General features: G+C 69.5%; 20 protein-coding genes. 10 read left to right on the top strand and 10 right to left on the bottom strand.

Going from position 1 to position 22,657, the window contains the following annotated elements; translation table 11 throughout:
• Positions 1 to 32: 32 nt before the first annotated feature.
• Complete coding sequence (locus AC3DE3_RS16130; protein WP_488370654.1) at positions 33 to 932, bottom strand: formate/nitrite transporter family protein; 900 nt, start codon at positions 930 to 932, stop codon at positions 33 to 35.
• A 218-nt stretch (positions 933 to 1,150) separates the two neighbouring features.
• On the opposite strand from AC3DE3_RS16130, the gene AC3DE3_RS16125 reads away from it, so the two are divergent.
• From AC3DE3_RS16125 to AC3DE3_RS16095, 7 genes are all read left to right on the top strand, one after another.
• On the top strand, positions 1,151 to 1,708 hold the full coding sequence (locus tag AC3DE3_RS16125) for a hypothetical protein (RefSeq protein WP_488370653.1): 558 nt from the start codon (positions 1,151 to 1,153) through the stop codon (positions 1,706 to 1,708).
• A gap of 117 nt (positions 1,709 to 1,825) precedes the next feature.
• A complete protein-coding gene (locus AC3DE3_RS16120; RefSeq protein ID WP_488370652.1) occupies positions 1,826 to 2,539 on the top strand; it encodes a RelA/SpoT domain-containing protein in 714 nt (237 codons plus the stop codon).
• 9 nt (positions 2,540 to 2,548) lie between these two features.
• On the top strand, positions 2,549 to 2,815 hold the full coding sequence (locus AC3DE3_RS16115) for a hypothetical protein (RefSeq protein ID WP_488370651.1): 267 nt from the start codon (positions 2,549 to 2,551) through the stop codon (positions 2,813 to 2,815).
• A 68-nt stretch (positions 2,816 to 2,883) separates the two neighbouring features.
• Positions 2,884 to 5,607: an ATP-dependent DNA ligase gene (locus AC3DE3_RS16110; RefSeq protein WP_488370650.1), complete on the top strand. Its 2,724-nt coding sequence runs from the start codon at positions 2,884 to 2,886 to the stop codon at positions 5,605 to 5,607.
• A gap of 516 nt (positions 5,608 to 6,123) precedes the next feature.
• Entirely contained in the window at positions 6,124 to 6,777 is a 654-nt protein-coding gene (locus AC3DE3_RS16105) for a SipW-dependent-type signal peptide-containing protein (RefSeq protein ID WP_488370649.1), read from the top strand.
• 93 nt (positions 6,778 to 6,870) lie between these two features.
• Entirely contained in the window at positions 6,871 to 7,482 is a 612-nt protein-coding gene (locus AC3DE3_RS16100) for a signal peptidase I (RefSeq protein ID WP_488370648.1), read from the top strand.
• A complete protein-coding gene (locus AC3DE3_RS16095; protein WP_488370647.1) occupies positions 7,479 to 9,191 on the top strand; it encodes a hypothetical protein in 1,713 nt (570 codons plus the stop codon). Before AC3DE3_RS16100 ends, AC3DE3_RS16095 begins: the two co-directional genes overlap by 4 nt.
• Before the next feature lie 583 nt (positions 9,192 to 9,774).
• Here the strand turns inward: AC3DE3_RS16095 and AC3DE3_RS16090 are convergent.
• Complete coding sequence (locus tag AC3DE3_RS16090; RefSeq protein ID WP_488370646.1) at positions 9,775 to 10,332, bottom strand: DUF6328 family protein; 558 nt, start codon at positions 10,330 to 10,332, stop codon at positions 9,775 to 9,777.
• Positions 10,333 to 10,476: 144 nt separating this feature from the next.
• Between AC3DE3_RS16090 and AC3DE3_RS16085 the strand changes: the two genes are divergently transcribed.
• On the top strand, positions 10,477 to 11,034 hold the full coding sequence (locus AC3DE3_RS16085) for a hypothetical protein (RefSeq protein WP_488370645.1): 558 nt from the start codon (positions 10,477 to 10,479) through the stop codon (positions 11,032 to 11,034).
• Positions 11,035 to 11,262: 228 nt separating this feature from the next.
• Here AC3DE3_RS16085 and AC3DE3_RS16080 read toward each other — a convergent pair whose 3' ends face one another.
• From AC3DE3_RS16080 to AC3DE3_RS16070, 3 genes are read right to left on the bottom strand one after another with little or no spacing between them, the layout of a single operon-like run.
• Positions 11,263 to 11,700 carry a hypothetical protein gene (locus tag AC3DE3_RS16080; protein ID WP_488370644.1) on the bottom strand — a complete coding sequence of 146 codons (438 nt, stop codon included), beginning with the start codon at positions 11,698 to 11,700 and terminating at the stop codon, positions 11,263 to 11,265.
• Complete coding sequence (locus tag AC3DE3_RS16075) at positions 11,693 to 13,276, bottom strand: sodium:solute symporter family transporter (protein WP_260488730.1); 1,584 nt, start codon at positions 13,274 to 13,276, stop codon at positions 11,693 to 11,695. The genes AC3DE3_RS16080 and AC3DE3_RS16075 overlap by 8 nt, the downstream gene beginning before the upstream one ends.
• Positions 13,273 to 15,102 (bottom strand): AMP-binding protein, encoded by a 1,830-nt coding sequence (locus AC3DE3_RS16070; RefSeq protein ID WP_488370643.1) that lies wholly within the window; start codon positions 15,100 to 15,102, stop codon positions 13,273 to 13,275. Before AC3DE3_RS16070 ends, AC3DE3_RS16075 begins: the two co-directional genes overlap by 4 nt.
• Before the next feature lie 66 nt (positions 15,103 to 15,168).
• Here AC3DE3_RS16070 and AC3DE3_RS16065 point away from each other — a divergent pair, with 66 nt between their 5' ends.
• Positions 15,169 to 15,978 (top strand): enoyl-CoA hydratase/isomerase family protein, encoded by an 810-nt coding sequence (locus AC3DE3_RS16065; protein WP_488370642.1) that lies wholly within the window; start codon positions 15,169 to 15,171, stop codon positions 15,976 to 15,978.
• Between the two features lie 14 nt (positions 15,979 to 15,992).
• Positions 15,993 to 17,726, top strand: coding sequence for a helix-turn-helix domain-containing protein (locus AC3DE3_RS16060; RefSeq protein ID WP_488370641.1), 1,734 nt, complete (start codon positions 15,993 to 15,995; stop codon positions 17,724 to 17,726).
• A 112-nt stretch (positions 17,727 to 17,838) separates the two neighbouring features.
• Here the strand turns inward: AC3DE3_RS16060 and AC3DE3_RS16055 are convergent, their stop codons facing one another.
• The 5 genes from AC3DE3_RS16055 to urtB form a co-directional block, all read right to left on the bottom strand.
• Positions 17,839 to 18,543: an EcsC family protein gene (locus AC3DE3_RS16055; RefSeq protein WP_488370640.1), complete on the bottom strand. Its 705-nt coding sequence runs from the start codon at positions 18,541 to 18,543 to the stop codon at positions 17,839 to 17,841.
• A 295-nt stretch (positions 18,544 to 18,838) separates the two neighbouring features.
• On the bottom strand, positions 18,839 to 19,540 hold the full coding sequence (urtE, locus tag AC3DE3_RS16050) for an urea ABC transporter ATP-binding subunit UrtE (protein WP_488370639.1): 702 nt from the start codon (positions 19,538 to 19,540) through the stop codon (positions 18,839 to 18,841).
• On the bottom strand, positions 19,537 to 20,439 hold the full coding sequence (gene urtD / locus AC3DE3_RS16045) for an urea ABC transporter ATP-binding protein UrtD (RefSeq protein WP_488370638.1): 903 nt from the start codon (positions 20,437 to 20,439) through the stop codon (positions 19,537 to 19,539). Before urtD ends, urtE begins: the two co-directional genes overlap by 4 nt.
• Entirely contained in the window at positions 20,436 to 21,725 is a 1,290-nt protein-coding gene (gene urtC / locus AC3DE3_RS16040; RefSeq protein ID WP_488370637.1) for an urea ABC transporter permease subunit UrtC, read from the bottom strand. Before urtC ends, urtD begins: the two co-directional genes overlap by 4 nt.
• Complete coding sequence (urtB, locus tag AC3DE3_RS16035) at positions 21,722 to 22,606, bottom strand: urea ABC transporter permease subunit UrtB (protein WP_488370636.1); 885 nt, start codon at positions 22,604 to 22,606, stop codon at positions 21,722 to 21,724. Before urtB ends, urtC begins: the two co-directional genes overlap by 4 nt.
• Between the last annotated feature and the right edge of the window lie 51 nt (positions 22,607 to 22,657).

The following is a 22,657-nucleotide window of genomic DNA, read 5'->3' as shown; positions in this document are numbered from 1 at the left end:
AGTCAGGCCGGGACGTGTCAGGCCGGCACGTGTCAGGCCGGGACACCGGCGGGGGCGACGTCGGCGCGGGCCCGGTCCGCGTCGGCCATGGTGGGCTCGGCGTCGGACGGGGCGGGCTCGGCGGGCAGCGGCCGCCGCGCCTTGGTGCGGGCGTGCGTGACGTAGAGGGTGAGACCCACGAAGAGCAGGCCACCCACCATGTTGCCGGCGACGGTGGGGATCTCGTTCCACACCAGGTAGTCGCCGAGCGAGAACTCGCCGCCCAGCATGAGGCCGGTCGGGAACAGGAACATGTTGACCACCGAGTGCTCAAAGCCCATGTAGAAGAACAGCATCACCGGCATCCACATGGTGAGCGCCTTGCCGCTCACACTGGTGGACATCATGGCGGCGACCACGCCGGTGGAGACCATCCAGTTGCACAGCACCCCGCGGAAGAACAGGGTGAGCATCCCGGCCGCCCCGTGCTCGGCGTATCCCAGCGTGCGGGCCTCGCCGATCTCGCCGAGTCGCTGGCCCACCTGGTCGGGTTCCACGTTAACCCCGTAGGTGGTGATGAACGCGATGAGGAAAGCCACGGTGAGCGCGCCGGCGAAGTTGCCGACAAAGACCAGGCCCCAGTCGCGCAGCATCCCGCCGACCGTCACGCCGCGACGCTTGTCGAGCAGGGCCAGTGGAACCAGCGTGAACACGCCGGTCAGGAGGTCGAAGCCGAGCAGGTAAAGCAGGATGAACCCGACGGGGAACAGCACCGCGCCGAGCAGGGCGCTCCCGGTCTGCACGGTGACCGTTACGGCGAACGCCGCGGCCAGGGCCAGGATCGCCCCTGCCATGAAGCCGCGGATCAAGGTGTCGCGGGTGGACATGTGGACCTTCTTGGCCCCGGCGTCGATCATCGCCCGGGTGAAGTCTTTCGGTTGGACGTAGGACACGTCGATCTCCTCCGACTCTGAGGTGTCTCCGCTCGTTCCGCGGTGTCTCGCGGACTGCACCCGAGTCTGACGGCGGAGTATGATGTGGCCGTTTCCCCGCGACAGCGCTTGGTAACCGAGGGCTCACGGGGTCAGCGACGGTCGGTGAGGACGGCAGCGACGGCGGCAGCAAGGGCGGCGGTGCAGCCCCGTTGGTCCGCGGACGACACAATGGGGCCATGGCATCCCCGGAACAGCGCGCACAGTTCGAGCAATTCGCCCCGCTCCTGGTCCGAGAAGGGGTCGACATGCAGACCGCGACCGTCGCCGACCTTCAGGCGGGGATGCAACGCGCCCAGCAGCGCCACCGATCTGCCGTCGACCAGGTCCGTTCCGTCCTGAACGCCCACGCTCGGGGCGACACCTCAGCCGCCGGCGAGCTCCTCGAGGCGTTGGAGATGACCGTCGACGTCTCTCCCCCGCCGATCCCGGACGCGCTGACCGTAGCGTCCCGCTTCGCCCAGCTCGCCCAGTCGGTGGCGCCGGAGCTGCCCGCCGCCGTCATCGCCCGGGCCCGCGATACTGCCGCCCTCACCGACGCCCCGGAGGGCATGGCCGACCTGTGCGATGCGGTCCTGCTCGACTGCGACGCCGCCGCCGGTATGCGCTCGGTGATCGGTGAGCACGGGCTGACCTCCGCCCTCTACGCTGCCGCGGCCATGACCAGCGCGGTGTTCGGCCTGTGGTCGGCGCAATCCGGCGAGTCGATGGACGAGCTCATCAGTCGGCACGCCTGAGCGGTTGTCTCGCAAGGCAAGCCCACGGCGACTAGAAGCGAGCGGGATGGCAGTGCACGCTGAAGGGCGGCGCATCACATCGGCCCGGCTGTCGGTCTCGCGTCCTAGGCTCGGGGTGTGGAGCTCCCCAGCAAGACACGGATACGAAAGAGTGGCGAGGTGCTTCGTTCCGCTCGATTCGATGCTGGCACCTCGTTTGACATCACCGAGCTGGACGAGGCACTTAAGGTGGTGAAACTCTTCCGTCGCGCCCACCAAGAACCGATGGCCAAGGTCCGCAACGGTCTGACGTCGATGGTCCACACTCTTGGCTTCGACCCAATCATCACGCAACGTCTCAAGCGGTCTGAAAGGATCATCCGCAAGCTCCACCGCTCAGTGGGGTCGGCAGGCGGCCGGACCCACCTCGACCGTCTCGAAGATATCGCCGGGGTACGCGTCATTCTTCCCAACCTGGAGGCGGTGCAATCCCTTGTCCAGCGCATAGATAACCGCTGGGCGATCCACCGAGACCGCAATTACATCGAGACTCCCCGACCAACCGGGTACTGGGCTCGCCACCTCATCGTGAAACGTGATTTTCGGTTCGTCGAGATCCAGCTCCGGACTCCACCGCAACAGGAGTGGGCGGATGCCATCGAAGCAGCGGACAACAGACTTGGTCTGACTCTCAAGGATGGCGTGGGGCCCGAGTCGATGATCAGGTACTTCGCTCTGGCAGCCAAGCAACTGCAAGCGCGCGAATTGGGCCATACTGTGGATGAGGCTACTCTGGAAGCCTTTCGCGAGGCCCGCGAATTGGTTGTCCGCGAGCGTTACTACACGGCATAGGAGGTCAGGATGGCGCAGCAGTCGCTGGTCCACTTCCTGCTCGTCTACAGCTTTGACGACAGGCGGCTCATCCGCCAGGAAGAAATCGCGGACGCAGACCTGGCCGCTGCCGCCTACGAGGCGGCTGAGGCGGAGTACCGCAACAGCACCGAGGTCGTGCGCTTCGAGGTGGTGTTGGTCGGCGCCGACAGCATCGAGACCGTGAAGCTTACTCACGGGCACTACTTCCAGGACGCCGATGAAGCGATGTTCGCGGAATTGCTGGCAAGCCACTAGGTCCCCACGCGTCAGGTACCGAGTCGCAGCCGGTCGCCGATGTCCGATGCAGGTGCCAGAGTGGACCCATGGCGACCAAGGGGAAGAAGGAGTCGGTCGAGGTCGACGGGCGCACCATCCGGTTCACCCACCCCGACAAGGTGCTCTACGAGGCCACCCGCACCACCAAGGCCGATGTGCTGGAGTACTACCAGGCCGTGGCGCCGCTGCTCCTGACGTACGCGGGTCGGCGGCCGGTGACGCGCAAGCGCTGGCCCGACGGCACCGGCGAGGACTCGTTCTTCGAGAAGAACCTGCCCTCCCACGCCCCTGACTGGGTGCCGCGCGTGGCGATCGAACACTCCTCCCGCACGGTCCGCTACCCGGTGCTGGACTCCCCCGCCACGCTCGCCTGGTTCGCGCAGCAGGCCGCGCTCGAGCTGCACGTGCCCCAGTGGACGTTGGAGAAGGACGAGCCGGGCCGGACGCGCCGGATCGTGATCGACCTCGATCCGGGCGAGGATGTGGATCTGGATACGACGGCGAAGGTGGCCCTGCGCGTCCGGGATCTCCTGTCCGAGGCGGGGCTCGAGTCCTTCCCGGTGACCTCCGGTTCCAAGGGGATCCACCTCTACGCCCGCCTGGACAAGGCCGTCACCGCCGCCAGCGCCTCCAAGGTGGCCAAGCAGATCGCGCAGTCGCTGGCCAAGCAGACCCCCGACCTGGTCACGGCCACCATGAAGCGGTCCATCCGCGACGGAAAAGTGTTCGTCGACTGGAGCCAGAACAGTGGCGCCAAGACCACCGTCTCCCCCTACTCCCTGCGCGGTCGGGCCGAACCGTGGGTCGCCGCACCCCGCTCGTGGGAGGAACTCGGCGACGGCGGGCTGGCCCACCTGCACTGGGACGAGGTACTGAAGCGCCTGGATTCCGACGGCGACCTCCTCGACGGCCTCGAGGGCACCGGCTCAGGGACGGGCGGCAAGAAACCCGCCGCGACAAAGTCCGGCAAGAAAGCCGCCGCGACGAAGACCCCCGCCACGAAGTCCGGGTCCGACAAGGGGAAGTCCTCTGCCGGTTCGGCATCGCGGGCCACGAAATCGGGGGGCGGGAAGAAGAGCTCGTCGTCGTCGCCGTCCGATGACGAGGACCCCGAGCCCGCGGCCACCGACAGCGCCGACAGCACCGGGGCCACCCAGGCCGAGGGCTGCGACGCCGAACCCGCCAGCACCGACGCCGTGGTCACCAGCCTGGCCGAATACCGACGCAAGCGGGATCGCCGCAACACGCCCGAGCCGTTCGAGGGCGAGGTCGAGACCGACCGCGAGGACGTCGACGGCCCGATCTTCGTGATCCAGGAACACCACGCCCGTCGCCTGCACTTCGACCTGCGGCTCGAGCATCACGGGGTGCTGGCGTCGTGGGCCGTGCCCAAGAACCTGCCGACCGAGCCCAAGGACCGGCGGCTGGCCGTCAACACCGAGGACCATCCGCTCGGCTACGAGACCTTCGAGGGCACCATTCCCAAAGGGGAGTATGGCGCCGGCCACATGACCATCTGGGACCGCGGCTGGTACGAGTGCGAGAAATGGCGCTCCGACGAGATCATCGTGTGGCTGCACGGCGAGAAGGTCTCCGGCCGCTACGTGCTCGTGCGCACCAGCGCGGAGAAGAACCAGTGGATCGTGCAGTACATGAAGGACCAGTCGCCGGACTCCTTCTACGGCGGGCGCGACAACCCGAAGTCGTCGTATCCCGAGGGCGATAAGCGGGCGCGATCAGGCAGTAGATCCGGCGGCTCATCCGGCGGCTCGGGGGGCGCGGCGTCCCGGGGCTCGTCCCGCGACCCGGACAGCGCCGACCGCCCCGACGCTCCCCCGCTGCCGATGATCCCCACCGCCGCCACGGTGACCGAGCTGCCCGACGACAAGTGGGCGTTCGAGGGCAAGTGGGACGGCTACCGGGTGACCATCGCGACCAGTGGCGCCGGCGGGCAGGCGCGCCTGGTCAGCCGCAACGGCAACTCGATGGACTGGCTGACCGACGGCTTCCCCGGGCTGGCCGACGCACTCGAACGGCCCGCGGTGATCGACGCCGAGCTGGTGATCCTGGGCTCCGACGGCGTCCCGGACTTCGCGTCACTAGCAAAGCAGGCCGCGGCCGAGGGGCGGGACTCGTCGCTGCCCGCCGTCGAGCTGTTCGTCTTTGACGTGCTGGAGGTCGACGGCGTGGACCTGCGGACGCAGGCGTGGGAGCGGCGTCGCGAGGTGCTGGATCTGCTGGCCCCGGCGCTGACCGGGGTGGATCGGGTGCACGTACCGGAGGTGCTCGACGGCCCCGGCGACCGCGCGCTGGCCGAGGCGGAGGAGTTCGGCTGGGAGGGCATCGTCGCCAAGCGTCGGGACTCCCGGTACGAGTCGGGCCGGCGATCCAAGGCGTGGCTCAAGGAGAAGCTGCTCACCACCACCGAGGCCGTGGTGGGCGGCTGGCGGCCGGGCAAGGGCGGACGCTCCGGCTCGCTCGGCTCGCTGCTGCTGGGCCTGCCCGCCGAGACGGGCCTCACCTACATCGGCCGCGTGGGCACCGGCTTCTCCGACAAGCAGGCCCGCGCGCTGCTCGAAGAGCTCCAGCCGCTGACGCGCAAGACCAGCCCGTTCGTCGAGCAACTGCCCGCCGATGCCCGCCGCGACGCCATCTGGGTGCTGCCCAAGCTGGTCGTGGAGGTCCGCCATCAGGGCTTCACCGAGGATGGTCACATGCGCCAGTCCTCCTGGCGCGACATCCGCCGCGACAAGCTGCCCGGGGATCTGTAGGAGAGCCGCGGCAGATCTGCGGAGCAGTCAGCGTCTGCAGCTGCGGGTCCGCTCCCCCTGCGGCAAAGCCAGCCGGTTCGGCGCACATGGCGAGTGAATGGGTTGGCGGAGGCGGTCGGCCCTCGTCGTCGTACCCCTCCCGGCGGGGCCGGCGGCATGCTCGCCCACGCCCTCTGACCCCGGCCCTCGGGAGCTGGCCGGTAGATGAGAACTCCCCGAAACGGGCTCGTTGTAGCGCGGCGGACCACCTGGTGACCGCCGAGCTTCCCCTTTCTGAACAATCCGTCCAGGACGGTCGTCCAGACCGGTCTGTTCAGAAATCTGCCCACTTCAAACCTGAAGTAGACCTCATATGTGCTGGTACAGAGCGTTTGTCAGCCGATCCGGCGGATTGTGACGTTACAGACAAATGTCAACTTTCAGTTTGCTACTCGTGGGTAGGTAAGCGATAATAAATGCGACGCATCAACAAGGTGTGTTGATGCCAGGCCCTCCCTCTCAGAAAGGCTCCCCCCGATGAGCACCGCGCCCCAGACCCCCCAGCCCGCCGCCAAGAACCAGAACCGCCGCAAGAAGGTCCGCGCCGTCATGGCCTCCGGCCTGGTGCTGGGCGTCGGCGCCGCCGTGACCCTGGCCGCCTGGTCGGACACCGTGTGGGGCGTCTCCGAGTTCGGCACCGGCGACAGCGCCTTCAACGTGCAGGCCAGCTTCGACGGCAGCGCCTGGGACGAGTTCATGACTGCCGACAAGGCCGGCACGATGAACTTCGGCAACAAGGCCACCGGCCTCATGCCCGGCGACTCCGTCTACGCGATGGTCGGCCTCAAGGAGCAGTTCAACAAGATGAACGCCGACGTCACGCTGACCAAGGTGACCGCCGACGACTCCGCACTCAAGGACTACATCTCGGTCCGCGTCTCTCAGCCGACCGCAGAGCCTGTCTCGTGTGAGAACGCGACCTACGGAGCGCCGGTGAACCTGTCCGTCGCGAACACTCAGATGCTCGAGAAGTTCACGATCCCCGGCGGCGACCAGCGATGGGTCTGCTTCTCCGCCACCCTCAGCAAGGACATCCCGCCGCAGACCGCGCCCACCACGGCCAAGGCCATCCAGTGGAAGTTCGACGGCGTCAGCGTGGAGAAGGTGGAGAAGACCGCCGCGTCGGCATGATTCGCCCGGCGGCGTTGACGGGGCTGGCCTCGTCAACGCCGCAACCTCACTTCCCCTCCTCCTGAACACCCTCGCCCCGAACCGGAGAACGCCATGAGCACGCCCACCGCGCCGAGCCCCTCCGAGGCCCCGGCACCCACTGCCACCTCGCACCGGGCACCGCGCGGCCGCTCGTTCTGGTCATACGTCGGGGCCGGGATCGGCAATCTGCTCGCCGCCGGCGGAGTTGTCTGCGTGGTGCTGGTCATCCTCGCCGTGTCGATGAACATCACGCTGATCATGTTCAAGACCGGGTCGATGTCACCGACCATTCCGACCGGATCCGTCGCGGTGGTCAAGGAGATCTCCGCCGAACAGATCGAGATCGGCGATGTGGTGACCGTCGACCGCCCGGGCGAACTCCCCGTCACACACCGAGTGGTCGAGCTCTACCCCCAGGGCGGCGGGGAGGCCCTCATCCGCATGAAGGGCGATGCCAACCCCGACGTAGATCCCGGCATGTATCGCGTGACCACCGTGCGAGAGGTGCTGTGGTCCGTCCCGGAGCTCGCCAAGGTGATCGTGTGGTTCGGCAACCCGATCACTCTCGGAGGAATCTCCGTACTCGCCGCGCTGGGCGTGCTGTGGACCTTCTGGCCGAAGAGTGACGACGAGGATGAGGCGGCCGTAGTCGATTCGCAGTGTGATGATGGGGAAGAACGATGAGCGCTCTAGCGCCGCAGATCCGGAAGCACCTCGCGGCGCTCGGTGCGCTGATCATGGTCGCCGGGTTCGGCCTGATGATGGGCAACATCGATCCAACCGAGGCGTCCTGGTCCGATCAGGCACACGGGAAGTCCACCTTCGGGATCACTAACACCAATGCCGGCAAGAACTTCGCCCGGTCCTTCTCCGCGTACGGCACGACCAAGCCACTGACCTGGCTCTCAAGCGACGGCATCCTCGCCGGGAACCTCCTGACCGTGCGAAACACCACCGGCTTGGCTGCCGCCGACATCCCGGGTATCCGGCGCACAGCGTCAGCCGGCATCGTGAACTCCAGCACCACCAGCAACGCATGCGCGCGGTCGATCCGCGAGATCCCGACAGAATGTACGCCCAGCCCCACGCCCGCGGCGCCAAAGCCCGACTCACCGCAGAGTTACGCGACCAGCACCTTTACCAATCTCGACATCAAGACCCTGCTGACTCCACGGGTCGCGTTCGGGAGCGGCGAAAGCCCTCAGTACGCACCCATCACCGCGACCGCGGCCTGCATGCCCGGGACCAACGGAAGCGCAGCATTGCAGGCGACCGCCCCGATCATGCTCGGAGATAACACCTCGTGGTTCGGTGATAACCGCACTCCACTGCCCATGCCCACCGGCGCCACGCCCACCACCGCCGAGCACGTTGGTTCCCTCTATAGGATCGCTGGCACTCTCAGACGCGAGATCATCGTGTCTCCGGGTTACTCCCGCGCTCAACTCCGGCTAGATGTAACCGCGACCAGCAGGACCACCGGCGCGGAGGGATGGAGCGCGCACATCCTGCTGGTCCACGCCGAGTGTGGCGCGTCGGTCCCGGAGACCAACGCTCCGGCCCGACCGGACAGCTCGAACATGATGATGACCACCCAGCTGATGAGCGCCCGGACGATGCAAGCGCCGACCACAACCATTGTCAGCCCCGCGGCCACACCGCCCGACACTGTTCCCGACCAGCCAACCACCTCGGCCACCGCAACCAGCGCCCCGGCGACGTCCGAGCCCGCGACTCCCAGCGCCGGGACATCGACCTCCACGACTACGAACGTGAGCACTGCGCCCACGAGTGCTCCGACGCCCGAGGAGTCCTCCGCACCGGGCATCGCCCCGACCGAGGACGCGACAGCGGAGCCCACCGAACAGTCCGCCGCGGCCGAGGGGCCGCAGCAGCCCGAGTCGGTGCGCGCGGGCCGGGAGTTCACAGTCGTGAACCGCGACGGCGTCGAGCTGGGCCGCGCGAAGGTCGAGGACATCGTGCGCACGCCCGGCTGCGGAGTCGAGCTCACGCTGAGCATCACCACCTCGGCCGAGCCGAGCCCAGACCGGTGGGCGTCCGTCGGCCCGGATGACTTCGCCGAGGTCCGCGCCGGCGGGGCCACCCGAGGAGCCACACGCCTCAGCTCGGACTGCGAGCACGCCGCCGACTCCAGGACCACCACCCTCTCGCCGGGGCGGGACTACGAGATCGTCATAGCGTTCCAGCTCGACGACTCCGCGCAACGGGCGATGCTCCAGCCCGACGGCACCCCTGGGTGGATCTTCGACCTGCCGCCGCTGCCACGGGTGACGGCCACGACCAGCCCGCAGGCTGCCCCGCCCGCAGCCGATGAGTCGCCTTCGACGAGCGCGGCATCGGAAGAGCCCCAAGCAGCCACGACCGAGGCGTGACAAGAACGGCCCCGGCCAGGAGAATTCCTGGTCGGGGTCGCGTCGTATCAGTCGCGCGGACCCGGTCCGACGAGGTGACTGTCGACGACCCGAGCCGGCTGCGTTCACCAGTTCGGCATTGCGGCCAGGCGCGTGCTGTGGAGAAGGGCGCACCTCGTCGTCGTCGTCGTCGTCGAAGTGTCGTTCAGCTACACCCGCGTACCCGACCGGTGCACTTCTCTAGATGGCAATGATGCGGGGTCCCACCGAGCCCGACTCCGGATACCCGAGCGAACCACGCACGAACCTACCGATTTCCCAGAGAACCCGATCCCACCACCAGAACACCATTTCGGACATGGCCCTACCTCCTGCTCGGTGAGCCAGACGGCCTCCGGCCCGCTGGGTCAAGTGTGGACCGACACTCTGGGAATCACCCCTGCGGTGGGCTGAGAGTCAGGGAGGAGAGTCCGAGGATCTCCTACTTCACCCGCCGACCGGAGACGAAGAAAACGCCCACGGATTAGTGGCCGGTGCCCTGGACCGGCCTTGCAGGGCACCGCTGGTCAAGGCCGCTGTTTCCCGCCGCGGAGTGGAGAGGCGGTCAGTCCGCGACGTACGGATTCGACGCGGCGTGGTGGCGGACGCGGGCCGGGACCACGAACAGCATGACCGCCACAAAGGCTGCCATCACCGCCGCGGCGACGAGCCCCCACGCGGTCCCCAGCACCAGCGGGAACACCAACGCGACCAGACCCACGAGCGCGACCGACAGGATCGCCAGCCCGACACGGGCGAGCGTCGCCGACAGCTGGAGCACCCGGTCCTTGCGGTGGGAGCGGAACACCGCGCGGTGGATCATCACCGGCGCCAGCAGGAGCACCGTCGAGGCCAGGGCGAGTGACAGGACCGCCAGATAGAGGGCGCGAGCGCCTCCGCCGATCTCCGCGAAGCGGTCCTGGAACGGCAGCACGAGCAGGAAGCCGGTGAGCACCTGGCCGCCGGTCTGGACGATGCGCAGCTCCTGGAGCAGCTCGATCCAGTTGCGGTCGATGCGCTGCGCCTCGGTCTCGTTGCGCTCGGCCTCGTTGCGGTCGACCTCGTGGGGCTCGACCTCGTGGCGCTCGGGTTGGTCGCGGTCCCCGATTCCGTCGGCGTGCATGACGCTCCTCTCGCCGCGTGCCTCCATGGTGGTCCGGTCGCCGCGGCGGCGGGATCTAACCGGCAATTCGCCCACTCGGAGGCGCTGACCTGCGGTGCCCTGCACAGGGGTTACAGGGCGCCGCAGGTCCGGCACGATGAGGTCATGGTCAAACCGTCCAACACCTCCGCCATCGCCTCCGCCACCGGCCGCCCGTGGGACGAGTGGGTCGAACTGCTCGAGCAGGCCGGGGCGCGGGAGATGAACCACACGGCGATCGCCAAGCTGACTCTGGAGCACATGCCCGGGTCGGTGGAGCGGGCCGAGTGGTGGGCGCAGGGCGCGGCCATCGCCTACGAGCAGCACGCCGGCCTGCGGGTTCCGGGCCAGTCCTGCGACGGCGACTTCCAACTGTCCACCTCGCGGACCGTGGCCGGGGACAAGGATGCGGCCCTGCAGGCGTGGGCCGAGCTCGTCGCCGGACGCGAGGAGTTCGGCGGGATTCCGGTGGAGGCCGAACCGTCGGTGACGCGGTCCGAGAAGTGGCGCTACTGGCGGGTCCCGCTGGCCGACGGCACACGCGTGGCGATCAACTTCAGCGACAAGGCCGGGGGCAGCTCCGGTAGCAAGGCGACCGTGGGGCTGGCGCACACCAAGCTCGACTCGGCCGAAGCGATCGCGTACTGGCGGCCGGTGTGGAAGGAGTTGCTGGGGCAGCTCTGAATGCGGGCGGTGGCCAGCTAGGTCAGTCGGAGACCGCGGGCCGGACCCATCCGCGCGCAAAGCCTGCAGCCGCTCACGAATTCTCGTGAGCGGCTGCAGACTTTGCGCGCGGCTGAGGGGGACGCGGGGGCAGGGTGGCCGAGGGACGCGGCGGCGGCAGGAGGGGCCGGCCGCGGGCGGGGTGGGCGGCGGTGGCGGCAGGAGGGGCCGACCGCGGGAGAGCGTCGGTCAGTCGTCGGCCGCCGCCAGCCGCTTCTCGTCGATCGTGCGGTCAAAGACGAACGCGTACAGCAGCCCCGCGCCGACGGCCGTGTACGGCCAGATGAAGTAGACGATGACGCCCATCGACATCGGCAGGCTCCAGAGGGTGGCGTCGCCGCTCGCGGTGAGGACCGACCACAGCACCAGCACGCCCAGACCGCCGCAGTAGGCACCGATGGCGATCGAGGACATCCGGTCCCAGGTGCCGTCGGCGCGCAGTGAGCCCAACAGCATCATGGCCAGCGCGAACAGCGGCACGGAGAGGAACACCATCTGCCAGGTGTCGGTGAGCATCCCGATCAGAGCGAAGGCGGCGACGCCGACGAACGCGTGGATGAGGGCTCCGGCGCGCGTGTGCTCGGGGACGGGGGCGCCGGAACGGGCGAGTGCAGCCAGGTCAGACATTGTCGGTCCTTTCGGTGGACGCGGCGTTCGGGGTGGTCGCGGCGTTCGAGGTGGTCGCGGCGTTCGGGGTGGTGGCGGCCGCACCGGTGAGCGGGCGCGTGGCGGTGGCGCCGGGGCCGCCGTAGAGATGCTCCAGCGTGGCGTCGGGGTGACGGTTGGTCGTCATCAGCGAGACCACGTAGAACAGCAGCACCGACACGAGCAGCGAGATGCCGCCCACCTGCATGAACGCCGGGACCGTGATGACCTCCCGCGCGGCGAGCGAGGTGATGATCATGTTGCCGAGGATCGCGAACGCGATCGTGACGGTCGCGGCCGTGGCGGTGGCGCGGTGCCAGTAGATCGACATCACCACCGGCCCCAGCAGGGCGGCGGCGAACGCGGCCCAGCCGAGCGCGCCGAGCAGGAACACCACCTGCGACAGGAACAGGGTCAGCAGCACGGAGAGCACCACGAGGGTCAGCGAGGCGACCCGGCTCCACAGCACCTCGCGGACGACCCGCACGCCGAACGCGGCGGGCAGGTCCCGCATCATCGACGCGGCGCCGATGGTGATGAAGCTCGAGGCCGAGGACATGATCGCGGCGAGCAGGCCGGTCAGGGCGATGCCGCCGACGATCGGGTGCGTCACCGAGTCGAGGAACCAGATGGCGGTGTCGTCGATGTTCTCCAGCTCCGGGGCGTCACCGGTGACGACCATCGAGCGGGTGGCCAGGCCGATGCCCACCGAAAACAGGGTGGTCACCGCGTAGGCGATGCCGGCCACGGCGGCGCCCCACTTGAGCTGCGTCATGTCGCGGAGCATGAGGAACTTGGTGAGCAGCTGCGGCTGTCCCACGGCACCCACAAAGATGAGCAGACCGAAGGCGAAGATGTACGTGGGCGACTTGACCCCGTCGATCGCCAGCAGTTCGGCGCTGGTCGAGGAGATGGTCTCGAGCATCGGGCTCCACCCGCCGGCCACCTGGACGGCGAAGAAGAACAGCCCCACGGACATGACCACCATGAGCACGCCCTGCACGAGGTCGGTCCACACGGCCGCGAGCATGCCGCCGGCCATCGTGTACCCGGCCACGACGAGCGAGCCGATCCACGCACTGGTCGCCACAGACGTGCCCAGCAGGAGCGAGATGATCACGCCGATCGAGGTGACCTGCGCCGTCATGTACGCGATCGACGCGATGAACACCGCGACCGACATTGTGGCGTGGGAGGTGCGGTCCTGGAAGCGGATCCGGATGAGGTCGGGCACCGAGTAGACACTGTGCTTCTTGCCGATCCAGTTCAGGCGGCTGCCCAGCAGGAACCAGGCGGCGGCGAACCCGAACGGCGCGAAGAGCCCGACGGCGATGAGCGCCTGCAGGCCCCAGGAGTACGTCTGCCCGGTGCCGCCGACCATGCCCCAGCCGGACTGGATGGACGAGAAGCTGGCGATGGCCATCACGAAGAAGCCGAGCGACTGGCCGGCCACGAGGAATTCCTTGGCCGACTTCATCTTGGTGTTGGCCCACGCGCCGATGGCGAACATGAGCACGAAATAGGCGAGAACCACGCCTATGACTACGGGATTGTTCATTTCGCGTCCTCTGAGTGGGTGGTGCGAAGCTGCGCTGGGTGATCAGCGCGCAGCTGCGCGCGGCGGATCTTGCCGGTGTTGGTGGTGGGGAGCTCGTCGAGGAAGACGACCTCACGTGGGTACTGGTAGAAGGCCAGCCGTTCCTTGACGAAGGCCTGGATCTCGGCGGCGAGCTCGGGCGAGCCGGTGGCGCCCTCGCCGAGGACGACGTACGCGACGATCGCCTCGCCGCGCAGCTCGTCCGGCACGCCGATCACGGCCACCATCTCGACGGCACTGTGGCGCAGGATCTGGTCCTCGATCTCGCCGGGGCCCACGCGGTAGCCGGCCGAGGAGATGAGGTCGTCGTTGCGGCCGGAGAACCAGAAGTTCCCGTCGTCGTCGACCTTGGCGAGGTCCCCGGTGTGCAGGACGCCGTCGGCGGTCTTCTCCGCGGTCTTCTCGGGCGCGTTCCAGTAGCGCAGGAACGCGTTGGGGCTGGGCAGCCGCACGCAGATCTCGCCGACCTCCCCCGCCGCGACGGGCTCGCCGAGGTGCTCGCCACAGCTGTCGAGCAGCACGAGGTCGAACCCGGGCGTGGGGCGGCCCATCGAGCCGGGCGGGGTCGAGAACTCGGCGTGACACGTGCCCACGATGAGATTGCATTCGGTCTGGCCGTAGATCTCGTTGACCTGCACGCCCAGCGCTTCGCGCGCCCATTCGGCCACGGCCTCGCCGAGCGCCTCGCCGCCGGAGAACGCGGCCCGCAGCCCGGTGCGCGAGTAGTCCACGTCGGAGGCGCGCATCATCTTGAGGATGGTCGGCGGCAGGAATGAGCAGGTCACGCCGTGTCGACGGAGGATGTGCTCGACGGTCTCCGGGCTGGGCCGCCGGGTGGAGGCGACCACGGGCACACCGCTGTAGAGGCTGGGCAGCAGCACGTCGAGCAGCCCCCCGGCCCACGCCCAGTCGGCCGGGGTCCAGAACACGTCGGCGGCGCTTTCCCCCGCCGCGGGGAACCCGTCGAGCGCGCGCACGACGCCCGGCATGTGCCCCAGCACGACCCGGTGGCCGTGGAGCGCGCCCTTGGGCTGGCCGGTGGTTCCGGAGGTGTAGATGAGCAGCGCGGGGTCGTCGGGTCCGGTGTCGGCGACGACGACGGCGAGGTCCGCCTCCTCCGCCACCGCGAGCGGCAGCACGGTAAGCGCGCCGGCCCCTGCAGCACCGGCAGCAACGCCGGCTCCGTCGGCGGCCGCCGCAGCGGACTCGTCGATCGCCGGCGCCGTACCGGCCGCGTGCATCGCCCCGGCCACCGGCGACGTCGCGTCCGGCACCGCATCGCCGGTCACCAGCACGGTGCGCAGCTCGGGCAGCTCGGCCAGTTCGTCGGCCAGGCGGGCGTAGCAGTCGGCGTCGAACACGGCCGCGACCGCTCCGGAGTCGCCCATGCGGAACAGCGCCGCCTCGGGTCCGAACTTCACCGACAGCGGCACCGCGATCGCGCCCATGAGGTACGCGGCCATGTGCGCCACGGCGGTCTCGGCGGACTGGGCGCACATCACGGCGACGCGGTCGCCCTCGCCGACCCCGCGCTCGCGCAGGAAGGTGATGAGCCGACGGGCACGCTCGCCCAGTCGGCCGAACGTGGTGATCTCCGGCGGGTCGTCGCCGCGGTCCACCACGATCGCGGGGTTCTCGGCCGGATGTGCGTCCATGCACGCGGCACCGATGTTGAATCGTTCCGGGATCTCCCAGTGGAAGTCCTCGGGCCGCAGCGGCGGGCGCCAGGGCCGGGCCGCCGGGCTGGCTGCGGCCCGGGTTGTGAACTCGCTCACGTCTGATGACATGCCATGACCGTAAGAGTGGCATAGACCACATACAATGGAGATTCCCCCTAGCTTCGGAGTGTGCCCATGTCTGAATCTCCATCCACCCCGTCCAGCACCTACGAGTTCCTCACCCTCGACGTCACCGAGGGCATCGCCCTGGTCACCCTGGGCCGGCCGCCGGTCAACGCCCTGTCCCGCGCGATGCAAGAGGAGCTCCGCGCAGTCGCCAGCGAGGTCTCCGGCCGCGACGACGTCGACGCCGTGGTGTTCACCGGCAGCGAGCGCGTCTTCGCCGCCGGGGCCGACATCAAGGAGATGCGGACCATGCCGCATGCCCGGATGGTCACCGAGGCCCGCGAGCTGCAGTCCGCGTTCACCGCCGTCGCCGCGATCCCCCAGCCCACCGTCGCCGCCATCACCGGCGCAGCCCTGGGCGGTGGCATGGAACTCGCCCTGTGCTGCGACCGGCGCATCGCCGAGGACAAGGCCAAGCTCGGCCAGCCCGAGATCCTGCTCGGCATCATCCCCGGCGCCGGCGGCACCCAGCGCCTGACCCGGCTCGTCGGCCCGGCGGTCGCCAAGGACCTCTGCCTCACCGGCCGCACCCTCACCGCCGCCGAGGCCCTCGAGCTGCGTGCGGTCGAGGAAGTCGTCCCGGACGGGCAGGCCACCACCCGCGCCCTCGAGTGGGCCCGGCAGTTCGTCGGCGGACCCCGTATCGCGCTGCGGGCCGTCAAGGAGGCCGTCGACCGCGGTATCGAGGTGGACCTCGACACCGGGCTGGCCATCGAGCGCGCCCTCTTCGCCGGACTGTTCGCCACCGAGGACCGCGAGATCGGCATGCAGTCGTTCATGGACTCCGGCCCCGGCAAGGCGCAGTTCACCGGCCGCTGAAGCCCGCTCGAGCCATGGCCGTCGACCTCGCCCTCGGGCTGCGCGACGTCCTCGACGCCTCCGCCGAGCTCGCCTCGGCGGAGGACGAGGACGCCGTGCTGCACATCGCCATCCGCAGGGCCCGCCAACTCGTGGGCACCGACCTGGCCTACGTCATGCTGCTCGACCCCGAGCGCGGCGACACCTACATGCGGATGGCCGAGGGCGCCACCAGCCCCAGGTTCGACACCATCCGCCTGGGCATGGGACTCGGCCTGGGCGGGCAGGTCGCCGAGGCCATGGCCCCCCGCTGGACCCGCAACTACCTCGTCGACGAGCAATACACCCACGTCATCGACCCGATCATCGTCGAGGAAGGCCTCACCGCGATCCTCGGCGTCCCCGTGCGCACCCACGGCCGGCTCACCGGGATGCTGTTCACCTCCGATCGACGCGAACGCGACTTCACCCAGGACGAGATCACCCTCCTCGCGCTCCTCGCCGACCAGATCTCGGCCGCCCTCACCGCCGCCGAACGCGCCTCCCGCCGCCAGCGGGACCTCGACTCCACCCGCGACGCCCTCGACATCGCCCACGCCGAGACCACCCGCCTGTCCGCCACCGTCGACCTGCACGAACGGCTCACCCGGCTGGTCATCTCCGGCACGACCGTCCCCGAGATCGTCGACCTCGTGGTGGACCTCGAGGGAGGCACCGCCGCCGTGTTCGACCTCGCCCACCGGGAGATCGGCTCGGCCCGCTCCCCCGAGGGACCGCCCGTCGACCTGCTGCGGCAGGTCCTGGCCAAGGTCGGCGCGGACTCCGAGTCCGCGACCACCGCGGTCACCAGGTCGGAGGACGGCCACCTCGTCGTCGTCACCCCTGTCGTCACCGGACCTGACCACCTCGGGTACGTCGCCTTCGCCAGCCGCGGGACCGTGCCCGCCATCCGGCCCGTCCTCGCGCGCGTGAGCTCGGTGATCGCGCTGATCCTGCTGGGGCACCGCGCGCGCGACGAGGCCGACAACCGCGTGCGTGGCGAGCTGCTGGCAGAGGTCCTGTCCCCCGGCGAGCACGACCTCGAGGCCATCGCCCGGCGGGCCGCCCTGCTCGGGGTGGACGTGGACGCCGACCTCGTGGCGCTGGTGATCACGCCCGCCGAAGCCCGGATGACGCGCGCGCTGGAGACCGAGTGCCGCTCCCTGGCCCGCGCCGACGACGGGCTGGTCACCACCTACGGCGACCGCGGTGTGATGCTCCTGCCGGGGACCGATGCCGGCGCCACCGCCCGCGACGTCGCCGCCCGACTCGGCGCACACCGGGCGACCGTCGGCGCCGCCGGACCGATCGTCGGCATCGCCGGGCTCGCGGAGGTGGGCGACCACGTCGAGCGGGCCGGACGGGCCGCGCGGCTGCTCATCGCGCTCGACCGGGCAGGTGACGGCGCCGCCACCGAGGAGCTCGGGCTGTACGGGCTGCTGTTCAGCGAGGTCGACCGCGAGTTCGTCACGCAGTTCATCGAGCGCAACCTCGGCCCGGTGCGCGACTTCGACCGCACCCGCGGAACCGCGCTACTCGACACGCTCGAGGCGTGGTTCGCCGCCGACGGCAGCCCCTCCGCCACCGCCGAGCGGCTGTTCGTGCACGTCAACACCGTGTACCAGCGGCTCGACCGGCTGGATTCGGTGCTGGGCACCGGCTGGCGCCGCGGCGACCGCGCGCTCGAACTGCGGCTGGCGCTGCGGTTGGCGGAGTTGCGGGGGGCGTGAGGTGCGGGGGCCCGACCCAAACCTGGGGTGCCCTGAACGGGCCGTGCAGGGCACCCCAGGTCAGCGGCGGTTTCGACGCAATGCGGCAGGGGCCGGCTGTCCGGCGGCAGGCTCAGACGACGGTGCCCGGCACGACCACTGGGTCGACTGCCGGGAAGTTGCTCTTCGCGTAGCCGGCGATCGATCGGATGCCCGCGATGTTGATCGTCCCGCCCACGGCTGCGCCCGCCACGGGCACGACCTTGACCAGGTTGATGGACCCCGTGGTGCCGAACTTGGTGACCAGACGGAAGCCCACCGCCTTGTTGATCTTGGTCAGGACAGTGCCCGGAACCCTTTTCAGGGCCGCGACGGCCGTCTTGGTGCCGATCTCGACTCCGGCCTTTGACATCGCCTCGACACCGGCGGATCCGATCAGCGACACCGCGATGACACTGCGGACCTCCTCGCTGTGAACGTCATATCCGCGCAGGTGTGCGACCGCCGCGATCATGCGGGTGGCTCGCGTGTAGAAGACGGTGACATCCGTGGGAATGGCCACCGCCATCGTGGCCAGCCCACCGAGTCCGGACACGAACCCCGACGCGCCCACGACCCTGGTGTGCGTGGCGATGATCCGCTTGATGGCCTTTTCGGCGTCGCCACCGGAGTGCTTGAGTGCCTCGGCGGCGATGGTCTCGGCACCCTTGACCGGTCCGAAACCGTTCACTCCCGAATCGAGGATGAAGTTGATGGTGGCCGTGGCCGCCGTCTCCATATCGCCTTCAGAGATCGACTTGGTGATCTCCTTGACACGATTGGGTTGGGCAATCGCCATGAGGGGGCGCCTTTCGGACAGGCCTGAGGGGGACGGTTCGCTCTCACTGCGGCCGCTAAGTGAGCCCGTGCGCCGGGGAGGGAGTCTCGGCACTGGGAAAGAGAATAAACACTCTTTGCCCCGAGCAGTTAACGGTGTCGACTATTCGGTGCGGGACGCGCGCCCGCGGCGTGGCCGGCCCGAGCCCTCTGACCTGGGGCGCCCTGAACGGGCTGAGCAGGGCACCCCAGGTCAGAGGCGGTATCGGCTGGCGACGGCCCGGGTGCCGGCGGTGGCGCGGACGGCCGGCTCGGGCTCAGATCGCAAGTGCCGCCGAGACCTCGTGGGCGGCGGTCGCATCAGAGGCGCCTGAGTGCGAGATCCTCCCGGACTCGATGACGTAGTAGACGTCCGAGGCCCGCAGCGAGAAACCCACGTGCTGTTCGACGAGCAGGACCGACAGGTCGCCGCGGGAGGCCAGGTCCACGATGATGCGCTCGATCTCGGCGACGACGTTGGGCTGGATGCCCTCGGTGGGCTCGTCCAGCACCAGCATCCGGGGTTCCGTGATGAGCGTCCGGGCGATCGCCAACTGCTGCCGCTGGCCGCCGGAGAGCAGGCCGGCTTTGCGGTCGAGCAGCTCCTTCAGCGCCGGGAAGAGGTCCAGCGACTCGTCGATCAGCGCCTTGCCGCGCTTGCGCCCATCGGCGACCACCTGGAGGTTCTCGGCCGTCGTGAGCTGGGTGAACGACTGCTGACCCTGCGGGACGTAGCCGATCCCGCGGGCCACCCGCGCGTGCGGCCGCAGGGAGGTGATGTCCTCGCCGTCGAACTCGATCGTCCCGCCCTTGCAGGGCAACAGTCCCACCGCGGTCCGCAGCAGCGTCGTCTTGCCGGCACCGTTGTGGCCGAGGATCGCGGCCACTCCCCCGGCCGGGACCTCGAGGTCGACACCGTGGACGACCTCCGAGCCCCCGTAGCCCGCGCGGACGCCGGTCATCTTGAGCAGTGCGGTCATCGTGGGGACTCCTCGGTCTCGTCTGCCAGCTCGGTGCCGGTCGCGGCGGCGGTGCCCAGGTAGACCTGCTGCACCTTGGGGTCGGCCTGGATCTCGGCGACGGTGCCCTCCGCGAGCACCTTGCCGGCGGCCAGGACGGTGACGGAGGTGGCGAACGCGCGCATGAAGTCCATGTCGTGTTCCACCACCACGACGGTGCGGTCGGCGGCGATGCGCTGCAGCAGCTCGCCGGTGGCCTGACGCTCCTCGGCGCCCATCCCGGCGACGGGCTCGTCGAGCAGCATGACGTCGGAGTCCTGGACCAGCAGCATGCCGATCTCCAGCCACTGTTTCTGCCCGTGCGCCAGCACCCCTGCCTTGGTGCCGGCGAGGTGCCCGAGCCCGATGGTCTCGAGCGCATCGGCGACCCTGTCCTCCCGGCCGTGGCGACGCCGCAGCAGGGTGAGCGGGCCGCGGCCGGCGCCGGCGGCGATGTCGAGGTTCTGCTCCACGGTGAGGTCCTCGAACACCGACGCCGTCTGGAAGGTGCGGCCGATGCCCATCCTGGCGATCTTGTGCGTCTTCATCCCCAGCACCGGCTGCCCCGACTTGTCGACGGTGCCGGTGGCGGGCACGAGCCCGGTGATCGCGTCGACGACGGTCGTCTTGCCGGCGCCGTTCGGGCCGATGAGGAAGCGCAGGTCGCCCTGGATCAGCGTGAGGTCGACGCCGTCCACGGCCTTGAACCCGTCGAACGTCACCGTCAGATCGCGGACCTCGAGGTAGGTGCCGGCGCCTCCCTCCCCGGAGCGAGTCCGGGCGTTCTTGCGGGCGCCGGAGCCGGGCAGGCCGATCTCGGCGCCGGTCAGGGTGCCCGCAGAGAGGGCGGCACCGATGCCGAAGGCGGTGGTCGGGGTCATCGGGACTCCTCGGGGGAAGCGGCGCCCGGCGCCGACGAATCGGGATCAGGTTCGGCGACGCCGGTGGTGGCGGGCCGGTCGGAGGTGGCGGCGCTCGTCGTCGTCGTTGTCGTCGTCGTTGTCGTTGTCATTGCGGGGGTGTCCTTCGCCCGCCGACGCCGCATCACGAACAGCGACGCCAGGCCGCCGGGCAGGAACCCCACCACCACGATGAACAAGATGCCCTGCAGGTAGGTCCACTGCGACGGGTACGCCTCGGAGAACGCGGTCTGCGCCCAGGCCACACCGATCGCGCCGAGCACCGGGCCGAGCAGGGTCGCGCGGCCGCCGATCGCGACGCCGATGAGGAACGCGATCGAGGGCGCGATCCCGATCGCCGACGGCGAGATGATCCCCACGATCGGCACGAACAGTGCCCCGGCGAGCCCCGCGGCGAACGCGGCCACGGCGTAGGCGAACGATTTGACCATCGCCGGGTCGTAGCCGAGGAACCGCACGCGCTCCTCCTGGTCACGGACGGCCACGAGCAACTCGCCGAACCGGGAGTTCATGAGCTGGCGCACCAGCAGCACCACGAGGAGCAGCGCCCCGCCGGCGAGGAAGTACAGCATCCGCCGGTTGGCCGGGTCGGACAGCGCGAACCCGAAGAACCCGGTGAAGCGGTTGAGCCCGTTGGACCCGCCCAGCTCCGGCCGGCTCACGAGGAAGATCGCGGCGGCCGCGGCCAGGGCCTGCGAGAGGATCGCGAAGTAGGCGCCCTTGACCTTGCGGTTGAACACCAGGTAGCCGAACCCGAACGCCAGCAGCGGCGGCACCAGCAGGATCACCGCGAGCGTGAACCCGGGCGAGGCGAACGGCACCCAGTACCCGGGCAGCGCGCGCATCCCGGCGATCTGCATGAAGTCGGGCAGTGCGTCGGCGCCGCCGCGGTCGCGGGCGTCGGCGATCTTGAGGAACATCGCCATCGCGTACGCGCCCACGCCGAAGTACACGCCCTGGCCCAGGGTGAGCATGCCGCCGCGCCCCCACGCCAGACCGATGCCGCTGGCGACGATCGCGTAGCAGAAGAACTTGGCCAGCAGGCTCAGGCGGAAATCGGACAGCAGCGCGGGCGCGAGGCCGAAGATGATCAGCGCGGCCACCGCGAGCGCGGCCCAGAACGTCCACCGTGGCCGCTCGGCGTCGCCGGTGAGCAGGCGCCGGGCGCGGGTGCGCCGGGGCGGCGCGGCGGCGGGATCGGCGGCGGCGGCGCTTCTCGCGCTCCTGACGGAGAGGGTGTCGGTCATGCCAGGCTCCTGGTCTTGACGGCGAACAGGCCCTGCGGGCGCACCTGCAGGAAGATGATGATGGCGACAAACACGAGGACCTTGGCCACCGAGGCGGTGGTGGAGTACTCGAAGAACGAGTGCAGGACCCCGAGCGCGAACGCCGCGATCACGGCCCCCCGCAGCTGGCCCAGGCCGCCCACGACCACCACGAGGAACGCGTCGATGAGGTACGACTGGCCGATCGTCGGGCTGGTCGAGCCGATGAGCGTGAGCGCCACCCCGGCGACGCCGGCCAGGCCGGAGCCGATGAAGAACGTGGTGATGTCGGTGCGGCGGGAGCTGATGCCCGACGACTCGGCGAGGTCACGGTTGAGCGTGACCGCCCGGATGCGGCGGCCCATGGGCGTGAACTTCATCGCGGCCATGACCGCGGCGACGCAGGTGATCGCCAGGACGAAGATGAACACGCGAGTCAGAGGCACCGACGCACCGAGCAGTTCGACGCTGCCGCGCAGGAACTCCGGCACCGCCACGTTGACGGCCGGCGCGCCCCAGATGTCTCGGGCGATCTGCTGCAGGACCAGGCCCACACCGAACGTGACGAGCAGGGTGTCCAGTGGACGGGCGTAGAGGCGCCGGATGAGCGTCACCTCGAGCAGCACGCCGAGCAGGCCGCCGACGACGAAACCCAGGGCCAGGGACAACAGCAGGCTCATCCCAGAGGCGGCGGTGATCTGCTGGACGACGTAGGCGGTGTAACAGCCGGCCATGATGAACTCGCCGTGGGCCATGTTGATGACGCCCATCTGGCCGAACGTCAGGCTCAGTCCGAGCGCGGCGAGCAGGAGGATGGAGCCGATGCTCAATCCGGTCGCGAGTTGTCCGACGAGGATGTCCACATCGGCTCCTTTCTCCGGGTCCCGCCCTCCCCCGCCCCCGGCTGCGGGCCG

The organism is Dietzia sp. IBK-p2-16D (assembly GCF_057773085.1).
Note: the sequence above shows the minus strand (reverse complement) of the source record. Positions and strands in the feature narration are given on the sequence as shown.